This window comes from Microcoleus vaginatus PCC 9802 (genome assembly GCA_022701275.1).
GTDB classification, from domain to species: Bacteria; Cyanobacteriota; Cyanobacteriia; order Cyanobacteriales; family Microcoleaceae; genus Microcoleus; species Microcoleus vaginatus_A.
The window spans coordinates 1,430,123-1,445,423 of the sequence record CP031740.1; the positions used below are offsets into that span (position 1 = coordinate 1,430,123).

The 15,301-nt window shown below is 48.3% G+C and carries 6 protein-coding genes; 3 read left to right on the forward strand and 3 right to left on the reverse strand.

The genetic code is table 11. From position 1 onward, the window contains the following. Nucleotides 1-177: 177 nt before the first annotated feature. Entirely contained in the window at nucleotides 178-420 is a 243-nt protein-coding gene (locus tag D0A34_05920) for a hypothetical protein (protein ID UNU18472.1), read from the forward strand. Between the two features lie 532 nt (nucleotides 421-952). On the opposite strand, the gene D0A34_05925 is transcribed toward D0A34_05920, so the two are convergent. Continuing rightward, nucleotides 953-4,057 carry an MFS transporter gene (locus D0A34_05925; protein ID UNU18473.1) on the reverse strand — a complete coding sequence of 1,035 codons (3,105 nt, stop codon included), beginning with the start codon at nucleotides 4,055-4,057 and terminating at the stop codon, nucleotides 953-955. 399 nt (nucleotides 4,058-4,456) lie between these two features. On the opposite strand from D0A34_05925, the gene D0A34_05930 reads away from it, so the two are divergent. Then, nucleotides 4,457-5,842, forward strand: a complete 1,386-nt coding sequence (locus D0A34_05930; GenBank protein UNU18474.1) for a 2-polyprenyl-6-methoxyphenol hydroxylase-like oxidoreductase — start codon at nucleotides 4,457-4,459, stop codon at nucleotides 5,840-5,842. A gap of 230 nt (nucleotides 5,843-6,072) precedes the next feature. On the opposite strand, the gene D0A34_05935 is transcribed toward D0A34_05930, so the two are convergent. Beyond that, complete coding sequence (locus tag D0A34_05935; GenBank protein ID UNU18475.1) at nucleotides 6,073-13,158, reverse strand: DUF4347 domain-containing protein; 7,086 nt, start codon at nucleotides 13,156-13,158, stop codon at nucleotides 6,073-6,075. Nucleotides 13,159-13,248: 90 nt separating this feature from the next. On the opposite strand from D0A34_05935, the gene D0A34_05940 reads away from it, so the two are divergent. Further along, complete coding sequence (locus D0A34_05940) at nucleotides 13,249-14,325, forward strand: TIGR03032 family protein (GenBank protein UNU18476.1); 1,077 nt, start codon at nucleotides 13,249-13,251, stop codon at nucleotides 14,323-14,325. A gap of 77 nt (nucleotides 14,326-14,402) precedes the next feature. On the opposite strand, the gene D0A34_05945 is transcribed toward D0A34_05940, so the two are convergent. After that, nucleotides 14,403-15,209, reverse strand: coding sequence for a glycerol acyltransferase (locus D0A34_05945; protein UNU22189.1), 807 nt, complete (start codon nucleotides 15,207-15,209; stop codon nucleotides 14,403-14,405). Between the last annotated feature and the right edge of the window lie 92 nt (nucleotides 15,210-15,301).

The window sequence follows — 15,301 nt, forward strand, 5'->3', positions numbered from 1 at the left end:
ACGTAGGTTGTTTAGCATTGGCGATCGCAGGGCCTGCGTGTTTGGACTGTTCTGGGGTGACTTGGCAAAGCCCTTGGTATTTCCAAGGTATCCGGTATGTTGCCCCCCACAGTCAGTGTAGTATTTTCACAGCTTTAGTTCCCTATTATGCACAACCTATGACCTACAAGTTATAACTTGACGATCGGCATCTTCAAAGGAAACGGGCGATCAAACTCAAAACAGTTCGCGTTTGATACTGACGCAGCCAGGGAGGCGGGCGGGGGAGCATCTCACTTTTTCACAGCCAAGCTAGAAGAAATTGGAGTTTTGAGGCAGGAGGCAGGAGGCAGAAGGAAAGAGGAAGAAGCAAGCAGCCAGAAGAAGTGTTTTTACAAATATTTTTACAAATATCAGATGCTCCCGGCGGGCGGTTGGTAGAACATGCGTGCTGGGTTGAGAACCCTCACTATTATTGTACCTAAAAATATTCAGGAGAGAGCGGACTGGCGCGCCGAGTTGGGCCTGCCAAAAGGTTCTCATTCCCATAGCTGTTTTAATTTTTGTCGTTCTATAGCAATCCTTGCAGGAGTAGGGGAATAAGCTCAAAAGCCTATCCAGCCTAGAAGCTTGAACCGCGTTCAAAAATTGTCATAGCAGAGGCAATGAATATCCGGCGACTTTTCATTTATTACATCCGCAAATAAAATATACAACAATCAAAAAAATTAGTTTTTTACTTTTCTATTTTGAATTAATCAAAACTGCTAATTAAGATTTATAAAGTCACAGTTTGCACTCCTCAACAAACGGGTAGGAACGGGTTTACCCATAACATTATTCAACAGTACCAACAAATTAATACAAACCCGTTCTCACTTGCCGATCAAATCCTTTACTAACATTAGTGCCTGATATCAGTTTCTACTGATATCAGGCACTATCTGCAATCCGATCGCAACTTGAGTCTTTTTTACCGGATGACGGCTAAAGCACCGGCGCCGGCAGCTGCGGCGGCCGAGGAAAGAGCCGTGAAAAACAGCCACCAAGAGGCAACTTCTGCTGCTTTCCGGGTTTCTTCGGCTTGTTTTTCGGCTTGCAGTTTGATGCTTTCGAGGCGAAGCTGCGCCTCTTGCTGCAAGCGTTCTGCTCTTTGCAAGACGCTGTTGCGGCTTCTTTCAATTTGGTCGATCAAGCGGTTGGCATCTGCTTCGGAAATGTCCTCGCGGGAACTCATTAATGCTACTAAAGTATCGCGGTTGAAATGACCCAGCCGATCGCGCAAAGCGTCAAATCCGGCTTGCGGATCGTCAAATAACTTCCGCACGTCCCGCGTAATGCCTTCGTAGTTGAGTTCAGGGCGATCGAGCGAATTGAGGTAATCCCGAATTTTTCCGAGAATCCCGTCAATTACCGACTGAATACCCTCCTGTATTTTCTGAATTTGCATTGCGAACTCGTCACGCACCGACAAAATTCCATCGACAATGCGATTTGCTTCTGCTTCAGAAATATCCGGCCGCTGAGACAGCAGAGAAACAACTGTAGCTCGATCGATGTGTGACAAGCGCTCGCCCAAACTGTAAGCGCCGACTTTCGGGTCATGCAGCAGCAGTTGCAAGTCGCGCTTGATGGCGTCGGGATTTAATTCATCCTTGCCTGTATTACGCAAATAATCTTGTAAAACACTCTGAAAATCCTGCACTTGGCTTTGCATCCGCTTTGCCAAACGGCGCGGCGCTTTCACAATCGAGCCCAGGGTTTCCTGCACTTGGTCGATAATTTGATTGACTTGTTCCTCGCTCAAATCTTGTCTCTGAGAAAGCAGTTTCACCAAAGTATCGCGATCGACTTGAGACAGGCGGCCCCGCAGTGCTAAAGCTCCTTCTTTGGGATTTTCCAGCAGTTTTGTCAAATCCCGCTTAATCCCTTCTGGATTGAGTTCTGATTTGCCTGTATTGCGGAGGTAATCTGCAAGGGCGGTTGTTGTATTGTCGTACTGATCCTTAGCTTTTTCCGCCAACTTTTGCGGCGTATGCACCGCGCTGTGCCAATTTTCTTCAGTGCTGTCGAGAAGCTGATTTACTTGGTCTTCGCTGAGGTCTTTCCGCTGAGATAGCAATTTTACCAAAGTTTGGCGATCGAACTTAGAAGCTCTAGCTCTCAGCGCCCACATTCCCGCTTCCGGGTTGTCCAGCAGCGTTTTCAAATCGCGCTTGATGCCTTCGGGATTGAGTTCTTCTTTGCCCGTAGACTTCAAGTATTCTTGCACTCTTTGCCACTGGTTGTCTAGTCGGGCTTGCGCTGCTTCTTGCAGACCTTTAGCATCTGCTAAAACTACATCTCGCGTCCTTTCCAACTCTTGAACAATCTGTTCTACTTCCTGGAATCCGAAGTTTTCGCGACCTCGGAGAATTTGCACGAAACTGTCGCGCGTGTAAGGAGAAAGCCGATCGCGCAACTGTTCGTAACTAGCGTCGGAATCCTCTAAGATTTTTTTGAAAGCGCTCCCGATACCTGCTGCTGTCAGTTCTTCTTTCGGCGTCAGCTTCAAATAAGTTTCTACCCGCCACTGCAAATCGCGAGATTTTTCTTGCTCCTCGGCAAAGATCACGGTTTGTAAAACGCGCTGTCTAATTGCTTCTAATTCCTGGGAAATTTGTTTAATTTTGTCTTGGGTAAAAACACCTCTACTAGCCAGGATTTCGGCAAAATTAGACTGTTTTAGTTTTTCTAATTCGCGGCGCACAGTTCCTGGATCGGCCGTAGGATCGTAGAGAACGTCCCGAAATTCGCGCTCGATGGCTTGGGGGTTCATCTGCCACGAATAAGTGTTGAGTAGGTAGTTTTCTACGTCGGCACGAATTGGGCTGTAAGTTACGGGTTCGCCTTTGACTTGAGCGGTAATTTTATCAGTTTGCTGGGTAACTTTGTCTTTAGCTTCTTTAAGCTGACCGACTACTTTTTCAACATCGAAGTCGGACATATCCGTGCGACCCAATACTATTCCCATTAAAGCATTGACTGCCATTGTCGTTGCTTGGTTCATCATGGTCGGGCTTTGTCCAGAATTTTGACCACCGCCCAGATTGCTGAGGGCTTTTTCTACCCTACTTGCTAATGTATCTGAGACCAAATCTCCCGATTTTGCAGATTTGAGATAGTCTACTAATTGGGCAATGCCGTCTGATTGCTGCCCTTGTTTTCCTACTTGTTTCCAAGCATCTTGAAGTTGGTCTACAATCCGGTTTACGTCGCGTTTTGATAAGTCAGATCGCGAACTTACTAAATCTACGAGAGTTTGCCGATCGAGATTCGGCAAATTTTCGCTGGCAATGGTTTTTAGTTGCGGATCATTAAGCAATTTTTCAAACTCGCTACGCATCCCTTTGATGTCTAATTCCGGCGGTTTGAGGCTTTGGATGTAGTCTTCGACGTTTTCGCGCAAGCTTGTGGGGTCGATCGCGCTACCCAGTTCATGACCCACTGCTGCTGCTGCTGCTTTGGCCGTGGCGACGACTTGGTTGCTGGCTGCTTTTGCGCCGATGGCCGAGGCTGCGGTGCCGACAATGGCTTGAAAGCCTGATGTGGCGGTGTTGACGACGGAACCGATCAAGGAACCGACGGTGGTGGAACTCACCCAAACAAGCATTGAGAAATAGGTTGCCCACACGACTAAACCGACGATCGCACCTAAACCGGGACTGCTAATCAAGCTGAGCTTAACTGCTAGCAAGCAAGCGAAAAATAAAGCGATGGTGACGGTGATTAGCGTCCAAGTACCTACCTTTCGGCCGATGTGGCGGACTGGGGAGCTGCCACTATCCGAGTGGTGACCGTCGTCGTCGTGGGATTGTCCCATGTACGAAAGGCCCGCGGCTACTGATAAATTTGTTAGCAATAGTTGGAAAGCGCAGGCGAGTACCACTCCAGCTATCAAGGCGATAAAAAATTGCGGCCCGGAATAGAGGAGTGCTGCGTCTTCTGCTGTGTTTGTAGTAGTCTGCTCTACTGGCACTTGGGCCAGCCAGAACCCGATGTTATACAGTTGTGGATTTATTGGCAAATTTTGATACATAGTATATTCCTCGTTAAGCAGTGGGTGCGCGCGCTCATTGGCGCAAGTTAACCAATGTATAGTTTTAGACTCATGCCCCCACTGGCAAGCATCGCCTTATTGACGAGCTAAAGCATCCCCCTACAGTTGGAAGTGTAGAAATATGTCTGCGGCCGGCTGTCACTTTAGGAATATTTGTGCTATGTAAATTGGCAGTTGTGAAGTTGTTAGTTCTCAGGTATGAGTAAGGTGCGCTGCGGCGCATCCGAGATAGATGGTAGTAATGGTAAGTCGGATTAAAATAATCGCAGAGGAAAATCTTTGGTTGATCGATATTAAGAGTCGGCACAGAAGCCCAGACAAATTGTTCAGAATTCATCAACCAATGCCATAGCAAATTAGCTTTCAAGGAATTCGATAGTGCAGCGAGAAAGTCATGCAATTATTATTGGCGGCAGTTTAGCAGGACTGTTGGCCTGTAAAGTATTAGCAAAACACTTCGACCGAGTAAGTATTGTTGAACGAGATTTTTTTTCTGAACAACCGGCACCTCGCCCCGGGATTCCTCAATCCCGTCACCTTCACATCCTTTTAAATCGGGGGAAAATCATCCTAGAAGAGTTGTTTCCCGGCTTGGAAAACGAACTGGTAGCTGCTGGTGCTCCTAGGTTAAATCCGAAGTCGATCGGGTGGTTTAGTCCGGCGGGTTGGGCCCCGCAATTTAGCCCGGATCTAAATGATTTAATTATGTTCAGTCGGGATTTACTGGATTTGCAAATTCGCCGTCGGTTGGCTGAAAATACGAACGTGCATTTCCTCGAAGGAGGCACAGTAACGGGGTTGCTGACGAATGCCTCGCGTGCGGAGGTTGCTGGCGTGTCGGTGCGTTTTCGCGATCGCCACAACCCGGCTAACATCCATGCAGAGAATTTGTATGCAGATTTAGTAGTCGATGCTAGTGGCAAAGTTTCCAAAACACCTCAATGGTTGAAAAGTTTGGGCTATGAACCTCCGCAAGAAACCGCTATCAATGCTTTTGTCGGCTATGCCAGCCGCATCTATGAAGGCAGCGGTAAATTGTCAGACACTGCGCCAGTATTTGTGTCAACCGCACCGCCATTTCGCACCCGTGGCGGTGCAATTTTTCCGATCGAAGGCCATCGCTGGCTGGTGGGTTTCGCCGGGGGCGATCGCGATTATCCCCCTGCAGACGAAGCAGGTTTTCTAGAATTTGCCCGCAGTCTGCCAACCCCGACAATTTATGATGCGATTAAAGAGGCAGAAGCCATCACTCCAGTTTATAGCTATCGAGGTACAGAAAACCGTTGGCGCCACTACGAAAGCCTCGCCCGCTACCCTGAAAACTTAATAATTATCGGTCATGCAGTTTGCGCTTTCAACCCAGTTTATGGCCAGGGAATGACGGTTGCTGCGCTGGATGCTCAGATGCTAGATAAATGTTTGCAAAAGCAAAGAAAGCGGTATCCAGAAGGCGAGTTAACAGGCTTGGCGCGACAATTTCAACAAAAACTAGCAAAATTACACACTATTCCTTGGACGTTTGCCATCAGTCAGGATTCCCGCTATCGAGGAAGTACAGGTGCTAAACCAAATTTGGGAACGCGGCTGATTATTGAGTACATGGAGTTGGTGCTAAAAGCGCTTGTAGATGATGCTAAAGTTTGTCAAGCTTTTTTGGAAGTTCTGCACATGATTGAGTCGCCGGCTGTACTTTTTCATCCCAGTATTGCGGTTAAGGCGATCGGGCAATTAGTCACCGGAAGTCAGAAGGCCGAATTAAGATAAAGAGTTTATACAGAATCCGGTTAGTTTTGCCAATTCTATTTTTTCCCCGCCGGGGAAGGAAGATAAACCCAGATGAAATCCTATTCATCTGCGTTTATTTAACCTGATATGATGTCCGCTAGAACCTGCCTGATAAAAGTGGTTTGTAGTGAGGGCTGAAGTCCTCATACTTTTATGAGGAAGCACGTGGTTACTACAAACTTATAACGGTTATTTTAGCGGACATGATATCAAAATGTTCGGAAATCGTTGACAGCAATTAGGCTGGCGGTGACTCCCGTTAACGAAGCAATTACTTCTCCACTTCCCTTTAATTTAATCAGCGCGCTATTATTGTTCTGACTTATTTCTAACTGGTTAAAACTCAGCCCCCCCGACAATCCTATGAAATCCTGACCTTTGACAAAATCAGAGATAATATCGAATCCGCGATCGACACCTAAGACAAAAGTATCGTTGCCCAAACCTCCGATCAGGCTGTCATCCCCTAAATCTCCCGACAAGAAATCATCGCCAACGCAGCCGAGTAAGGTGTCATTATCTTCACCGCCGTAAATTGTATCGTTTCCTTCGCAGCCGTCGATTAAGTCCTTATTCTCGTTGCCGCTGAGGAAGTCATCTCCTGCACCGCCGCACAAAGTATCGTCTCCGAGTTGTCCGAAGAGAGTATCATTGCCTTCGCTGCCTAGAATTAAATCCTGAGCTTTTCCGCCCAATAGGATATCGTTTCCTTTGCCACCGTCGATAAAATCATTACCTCGATTGCCAAAGATTAAGTCATTATCTTCTTTGCCGTTAATTGCATCGTTGCCCTCATTCCCAAAGATAATATCTTCACCAAAACCACCAAGAAGGATGTCGTTTCCTTTGCCACCAAATAAGAGGTCGTCTCCTTTGTTGCCGTCAATGAAGTCATTGTCTTCATTGCCGTTGAAAATATCCTTAAATTCGCCACCAAATAGGTTGTCGTTGCCAGTTAAAGCATCAAAGATATTGGGACTGTTGCTGCCAAAATATGCGTCGTTTCTGGGAGTACCAATTAGAAGACCGGGACGACTATTGATAATAGTATCAATTTGTTCGTTGGGTTTGTTGAGATTGGGATACTCAATTTGATCGCAAATGCACTCTGTATCCGGAATGTTAACAGGCGTAGGCGTGGGTACGGGTGCTGGAGTCGGCGTGGGTACTGGTGTTGGAGTCGGTACGGGTGCTGGAGTCGGCGTGGGTACGGGTGCTGGAGTCGGCGTGGGTACGGGTGCTGGAGTCGGCGTGAATACGGGTGCAGGTGTTGGCGTGGTTACAGGTGCAGGAGTTGGCGTGGTTACGGGTGCAGGTGTCGGCGTTGGAGTTGGTGTGGCTGTGACGGAGGCCGCTATGGGGAAATCAAAAGGATTTTCGTCACTATCATCATTGACAAGTTGCAGCGTACCTGTTTTATTTCCTGCTGCTGTCGTATCTACTTGAATTTGGAAATTAGCACTCGCGCCGGCGGCAACAGTTGCAGGTAAGGTTCCGACACTGCTAAATCCGGTTGGTAAGGTAAGGTTGCTGAGGTTTAAAACTGCTGTACCGAGATTTTTGACGGTAAAGGTTTTGTTGAGAGTCGTGCCAACTATCACGCTACCAAAGTCGATCGCACTTGTACTACCATCAACAATATCCGTAGTTCCGTCTAAGACTTGGATTTCTGGTAAGGGCGTGGCTGTGACTGTGGCTGAAATCGCGAAATCAAAGGGATTTTCATCGCTGTCATTATTGACAAATTGCAGCGTACCTGTTTTATTTCCTGCTGTGGCTGTATCTACTTGAACTTGCACATTTGCACTACCGGAGGCGGCGACAGTTGCAGGGAAATTTCCAACTAAGCTAAATCCCGTTGGTAAAGTCAGGTTGCTGAGGTTTAAAGCTGCTGTACCGAGATTTTTCACGGTAAAGGTTTTGTTGAGAGTCGCACCGACTGTGACACTACCAAAGTCGATCGCACCTATCGTACCATCAGCAATATCCGTTGTACCGTCTAATACTGGAATTTCTGGTAAGGGAGTAAAGTTGATCGCACCTATCGTACCATCAGCAATATCCGTTGTACCGTCTAATACTTGAATTTCTGGTAAGGGAGTTACGTCGTTATCGGTGTTAGTCACCGCGACATTTGCTGGATTAACTCCGTTGTAATTAGTGTCGGTACTGGTAGCAGCGGCGGTGACAATGTTATAGGCTTTATTCCCATCTACTAGATTGTCATCAACTCCCGTGGCGGTGACTGTTTGGGCGACATTCCAATTAGCTGAGGTGAAGGTTACTGAAGTTGGGGAAACTGTACCTTCGGCGGTGTTATCGCTGGTTAAAGCTACAGTCACATCTGCCGTAGGTTGTGTGTTGAGTTGGATGGTAAAAGTTGCTGTTCCTCCGGCTTCTGTGGTGTTTCCACTAATTGCTGAAACTTTAAAGCCTGCGATGTCGTTATCTGTGTTAGTCACCGCGACATCTGCTGGATTAACTCCGTTGTAATTAGTGTCGGTACTGGTAGCAGCGGCGGTGACAATGTTATAGGCTTTATTCCCATCTACTAGATTGTCATCAACTCCCGTGGCGGTGACTGTTTGGGCGACATTCCAATTAGCTGAGGTGAAGGTTACTGAAGTTGGGGAAACTGTGCCTTCGGTGGGGTTATCGCTGGTTAAAGCTACAGTCACATCTGCCGTAGGTTGTGTGTTGAGTTGGATGGTAAAAGTTGCTGTACCACCGACTTCTGTGGTGTTTCCACTAATTGTGGAGATGGTGAATCCTGGGGAGTCGTTATCGGTGTTAGTCACCGCGACATCTGCTGGATTAACTCCGCTGTAATTAGTGTCGGTACTGGTAGCGGCAGCCGTGACGATGTTGTAGGCAATATTCCCGTCTGCTACTAAGTCATCTACTCCCGTAACGGTGACTGTTTGGGGAGTATTCCAGTTAGCCTTCGTGAAAGTTAAACTGGATTTATCTACAGTACCTTCAGCGATGTTACTGCTAGTTAATCCCAGAGTGACATCTGCTATGGGTTGGCTATTTAAAACTACTGTAAAATTAGCTGTTCCCCCTGCTTCCGTAGTTGTTAATCCTGCCGTCGGATTGATGGAAATTCCCGCAGTATCATCGTTTTGAATCGTGGTGGTGACAGGAGAACCGATAACATTAGCAGTCCCTGGCGCTGTGGCGTTGCTTAAAGTAAGTGCTAGGGTTTCGTCTGGTTCTACAATTTGGTCGCCGACAATATCCACTGCAATTGTGGCTGTCGTAGCATTAGCCGCAAAACTAATCGTACTGCCACTAACAGTAACTCCTGTTCCCGTAACATTGGCGTTATTGTAATCGACGTTATTAGTTGCGGTTCCTCCAAAACCAAAATCGATGCTACTACTTTGGTTGATTTCTCCGGTGCGGGTAATGGTGAAACTTACTAATTGAGTGCCACTATTTTGCTCATTGAGATTAGTGGTACTACCGACAACGCTGTAAGTAATATCGTTATCGGTAATCTGTGCATTCACAGGGCCGATTGCCAGTGTTGTGGGATGATTGGGATCGGTACTGTTGGTAATTGCGTGGGTTAATGCACTGGTATGGGTGCTTTCCGGCAGCGTGTCATCAACGGCGCGGACTGTGACAGTTTGGGGAGTTTGACCGTTAACACTGGTGAAGGTTAAGGTTTGCGTGGCGGCCAAATTCGTTCCATCTAAGCTAACTTGTGCTTGAGTATCTGCCGTCACGGTAACGTTAACATTACTGGTGGGGAGGGTGTTCAATTGGAGGGTATAAGTATCTGTAATTCCCCCCTCTGTTACTTCCGTGCTGCCACCAGATTGAGTGACGGTAACGCCGGGAGTGTCGTTATCTGTGTTGGTGACACTGACATCGGCCGGATTGAGATTGTTATAGTTGGTGTCGGCGGTGGTGGTGTCGGCTGCCGTGATAATTTGGTAGTTAATATTACCGTCAGCCACGGCATCGTCTACACCGGTGATGGTGGCGGTTTGGTAAGTGTTCCAATTGGTGGAATTAAATGTGAGGTTAGGGGGTAAAACCGTACCTTCTGCCGTGTTGCTGCTAGTTAAACCAATGATGACATTGGCAGTGGGTTGGCTGGTTAAGCGGATGTCAAAGGTGGCTTGGCCGCCGAATTCGCTGATATTGCCGCTGATGGGGAGGATGTCAAAGCCTGCGGTGTCGTTGTCGGTGATGGTGAAACTACCTGTGGTGGTGGTTCCTAATTGAATGCCTGCGGAGGGGTTGCTAATTGTGAGGTTGGCGGTTTCGTCAATTTCGTCGATTTGGTCGTCGTTGATAGTGAAGGTGACAGAACCGCTACTGGCCCCATTGGCGATGGGAATTTGGGTGGGAATTGCGCCGGTGAAGTCGGCGGCGGTGGCAGTTCCGGTTAAGCCGAGGTCAACGGTTTGGTTTCCTGATACTGGGCCGGCGGCGGTAGCTGTGACGGTGATGCTGGTGGTTTCGGCTTCGGTGCCCGTAGCAGGAGAAACGGAGAGGTTAACTGTGGGGAAATCGTTATCGGTAATCGCAACGTCACCCGATAAAGTAGTTCCCAGTGTAACACCACTAGAAGGAGTAGAAATAGTGAAAGTCCCTGTTTCACTTCCTTCGATTAGTGCATCATCATTAACATTAACCGTAAAGGCACCTGTGGTTTGACCGTTAAGAATGGTAATGTTAGTGGGAATTGTGCCGTTAAAGTCAGCAGCAGTGGCAGTTCCAGACAGAGCCACATTTACAGTTTGATCTCCGACAACTGCGCTGGATGCTGTGGCGGTGACGGTGATAACTGGACTTCCGGTTTCTGTACTTGTGACTGGGGAAACTGAGAGGTTGACTGTGGGGAAGTCGTTGTCGGTAATTGCAACGTTACCTGTTGTCGTATTTCCCAGTGTGATACCGCTAGAAGGAGTCGAGATTGTGAAAGTACCTGTTTCACTCCCTTCTACCAAGGTATCATCATTAACATTAACGGTAAAGGAACCTGTAGTTTGACCAGCAGGAATGGTAATAAGAGTGGGAATTGTACCAGTGAAGTCGGCAGCAGTGGCAGTTCCAGACAGAGCCACATTTACAGTTTGATCTCCGACAACTGCTTGAGATGCTGTGGCGGTGACAGTAATAACTGGACTTCCGGTTTCTGTACTTGTGACTGGGGAAACTGAGAGGTTGACTGTGGGGAAGTCGTTGTCGGTAATTGTTAGTGTAGCAGTAGTATTGGCGGCAACTGGATCGAGAAAGTAGTTAAAATTGTTGGTATCAGCAGTGACGTTGACTTTGACTGTTTCCCCTGGGTTGATAATAGCATCATCAATGGGGACGGCATTGAGGACAGCGGTAGTTGCACCAGCGGCAATGGTGAAAGTATTAGCAGTAACAGCCGTGATATTCGTACCCGCCGTTAAGGAGTAGTGACCAGGAGTAGCGGCGGTACTGTCGGTGGTGTTGAAGTTGACGACTATGCCACCAGCGGGCGCGGCAGTATCAAGGGTGATATTAAATGTGCCAGTGGTGGGGCCGGTTTCGCTGGGAGTAGTACCTGCGGCGATGCTGACTTTGGGGGTGTTGTTCAGGAAGATGGAGGTGCTGTTGCTGTTGCTCAAAACGTTCGCCACAGCTAAGTCTGGTTTGCCGTCGCCGTTGAAGTCGCCGATGCTGACTGATCCGGGTAGATCCCCAGTAGTTAAGTCAACTTTGGTGGCGAAGGTGGGGGTGGTGGCTCCTGTGGTGGTGGTGTTCAGCAGGATGGAGGTGCTGTCGCTAAAAGGGTTCGCCGTTGCTAAGTCAGGGAGGCCGTCACCGTTGAAGTCGCCGATGCTGACTGAAATGGGGCCAGCCCCAATGGTGAAGTCAACGTTGGTGGCGAAGGTGGGGGTAGTGGCTCCTGTGGTGGTGTTCAGCAGGATGGAGATGGTGGTGCTCGAAAAGTTCGCCACAGCTAAGTCAGGGAGGCCGTCACCGTTGATGTCGCCGATGCTGACTGATCTGGGTTGATCCCCAGTAGTGAAGTCAACGTTGGTGGCGAAGGTGGGGGTGGTGGCGAAGGTGGGGGTGGTGTTCAGCAGGATGGAGGTGCTGTCGCTGTCCGCGTTCGCCACAGCTAAGTCAGGGAGGCGGTCGCCGTTGAAGTCGCCGATGCTGACTGAAATGGGTTGATCCCCAGTAGTGAAGTCAACTTTGGGGGCGAAGGTGGGGGTAGTGGCCCCTGTGGGGGTGGTGTTCAGCAGGATGGAGGTGCTGTCGCTGCCCGCGTTCGCCACAGCTAAGTCAGGGAGGCGGTCGCCGTTGAAGTCGCCGATGCTGACTGATGCGGGTGTATCCCCAGTAGTGAAGTCAACTTTGGGGGCGAAGGTGGGGGTGGTGGCACCTGTGGTGGTGGTGTTCAGCAGGATGGAGGTGCTGTTGCTGTCCGCGTTCGCCACAGCTAAGTCAGGGAGGCCGTCGCCGTTGAAGTCGCCGATGCTGACTGAATAGGGCCTAGCCCCAGTAGTGAAGTTAACGTTGGTGGCGAAGGTGGGGGTGGTGGCCCCTGTGGGGGTGGTGTTCAGCAGGATGGAGGTGCTGTTGCTGTTGCTGCCCCTGTTCGCCACAGCTAAGTCAGGGAGGCCGTCGCCGTTGAAGTCGCCGATGCTGACTGATCTGGGTTCAAACCCAGTGGTGAAGTCAACTTTGGGGGCGAAACCCAGGATACCACTGTAGGTTTTGAGGGCACTTTCCGTGAAGGGGAGTTTGGGTGGTGTGGGGGATGGGGGGATGAGTTGAGAGATTTCCCAGTTGCCTCCGTTGGCCCAGTTGCCTGTCGGGTGGGCGTTGGCGGCGATTTTTGCTCCCGTGAGTTGGTGGAGGCGAGTGAGGAATTGGTTGGCTTGTTTGTGTTCGTCTCGAAGTCCACCGGGGGTGTGGCAACTCTCAGGGGTCTGGCCCTTCGCCACATTTACCTCTTGTGTATTTGTCGCGGCGACGTTACACCCGTAAATAATGATTTCTGCGTTTTCTGTGAGGCTTGATCGCCACTGTTGTAGCTGCTGAGTATATTGGGGGAGAGTTTCAATATTTAATGCTGTATTCCCTAACTGGAGATGGCCGGGTGCACCGTGTGAAATAATGTGGATGGCTGAGTATTGCTTACCTTTGAGGACTGGGGTAATTTGTGCCACAGCGTCGCGGTTGGGGTCCAGGATGGCGGTGTCGATGCCTTTGAGGATGCCGTCGATCAGGGTTTGGCTGTCTGGGATATCGGAAGAAATGAAGGCGATCGCTCTGGTAATTATATGTGGCATTAAACATTAGTTTAGTTAAATTTGTAATAACTATACCATTGGGAATATTATTCCTATCCGATCCCGATCACAACTTAATATATAAAATATATGATTTCTGATACAACCCATGACCCATCAGTTTTGAACACTATCCACGAACATGATATTTTTGGCGATCGCGAGTTTCCAACTTGGCTAACTCAACAACAAATCAGCCTTGCTTGCACTACCTATCAAACCAGCCGGTTAATATTAATCGGTGCTGCGCCAGAAACTAAAAAAATTTCAGCATTTTGGCGCATATTCGACCGGGCAATGGGGCTTTACTGCACACGCGATCGCATTTACTTAAGTTCTAAATATCAACTCTGGCAATTAGACAATGTGCTAACTGCGGGAGGGCAACATCAAGGTTACGATCGCTTATACATACCCCGCATCGCCTACACCACAGGCGATATCGACATCCATGATGTAGCTGTAGATAGCAGTGGACAAGTAATTTTTATCAGCACATTACTCAATTGTATAGCCACATTGAGCGATCGCCACAGTTGCAAACCTTTATGGAAACCACCCTTTATCTCACAATATATCAACGAAGATCGCTGTCACCTCAACGGTTTAGCAATGGTAGCGGGGGAGGCGAAATATGTCACGGCGTCGAGTCAGTCGGATGTTGTGGATGGGTGGCGCGATCGCCGACAAAACGGTGGCATAGTAATAGATATAGAATCAGATAATATCATCGTTACAGGATTATCAATGCCGCACTCACCTCGATGGTATCAAGACAAATTGTGGGTGCTGAATTCTGGTAGGGGAGAATTAGGATATGTGGATTTAGATACAGGGAACTTTCATGCGATCGCATTTTGTCCCGGCTATTTGCGAGGCTTAGCCTTTTGGCAAAACAGGGCAATAGTTGGACTTTCCAAGCCCAGAGGCGGTGACAAGACATTTAGCGGCTTAGAATTAGATGAATTGTTAATAAAAAAAGATGCCGAACCGCGCTGTGGTATCATGGTAATAGATATTAACACTGGAACAATAGTTCACTGGGTGCGATTTGAAGGAGTAGTTACAGAACTCTATGATGTGCAAATAATCCCCGAAGTGCAAAGAGCGATGGCTTTAGGTTTTCAGAGTGAAGAAATTGCTCAATTAATCACTTTGGAAGTTTAACATATAAGAGCCTAAAGAGAAGGTCGATCGTCCTTATTTTCGATCGAACCTATGATAATTTGATAGTCCTGCAATTCTCAATTGCCAACCAAACAATCTAATTGTTCTTGCATTTGATTTGTAACTAAATCGAAACAAGCATCAACATAATCGCGATCGCGCGCCGCCTCCGAACCGTACTTCTCAAATACAATCGGTTCGCAGACGCGAGTCCGAATTTGCACGGGTAAAGGCAGGTTCGGCAAAGGCCCAATACCCAGTCCCCAAGGCAATCCCAAATACACCGGAAATACCACTGGATCGATGCCCAACAACCACGGCATCCCCCATTCATGCAATTGCTTAATTTGTTCGTACAAATCTCCCAAAACTATCAAAGTATCGTGGGCGCCGTGGGATATTATTGGTATAATTGGCACTTCTTCTCGCAATGCTAATTTGATAAATCCCTTGCGTCCGGCAAAGTAGATTTGATCGCGCAAATGGTGGGGGCGAAAAACATCTTGGGCGCCGCCCGGATAGACGAGAACAGGGGCATTTTGGCGCAAAGCTGCGATCGCCATTTTCGGATGCGCCTTGAGGGCACCACACTGAACCGCCATGCTAGCAATATCAGGAGAAACTTGCCAAACCGTCGGGTGCATCAATCCGTAGGCCAAGCGTTCCGTGCCGTACCTGCGGAACCATTCGTAGAGGAACATAAACATATCTGGAACGGCGATTCCCCCATTGTGAGAACCGACAACGAGCATTTTTCCGCTCGCTGGTACGTGGTGCCAGCCGTCGCTTTGTACGCGAAAATAGTAGCGGTACAGCCATTCCCAGACTGGCAACAAAAGCTGAATGAAGTCGGGATTGCGATCGTCTAAAGATAGACCGTCCAAGGGATACTTAGAGGATTTGCCGTCTTTTTTGTTAGTAGTTTTTGTCACTGCAAAAATATTTAACGCTTTGGTCATTGTATAGCAGGAGGAAG

Bases quoted from the DNA above. Each gene is read 5' to 3' on its own strand.
- D0A34_05935 (UNU18475.1), bottom strand. From the start codon at position 13,158: ATGCCACATATAATTACCAGAGCGATCGCCTTCATTTCTTCCGATATC.
- D0A34_05940 (UNU18476.1), top strand. From the start codon at position 13,249: ATGATTTCTGATACAACCCATGACCCATCAGTTTTGAACACTATCCAC.
- D0A34_05925 (UNU18473.1), bottom strand. From the start codon at position 4,057: ATGTATCAAAATTTGCCAATAAATCCACAACTGTATAACATCGGGTTC.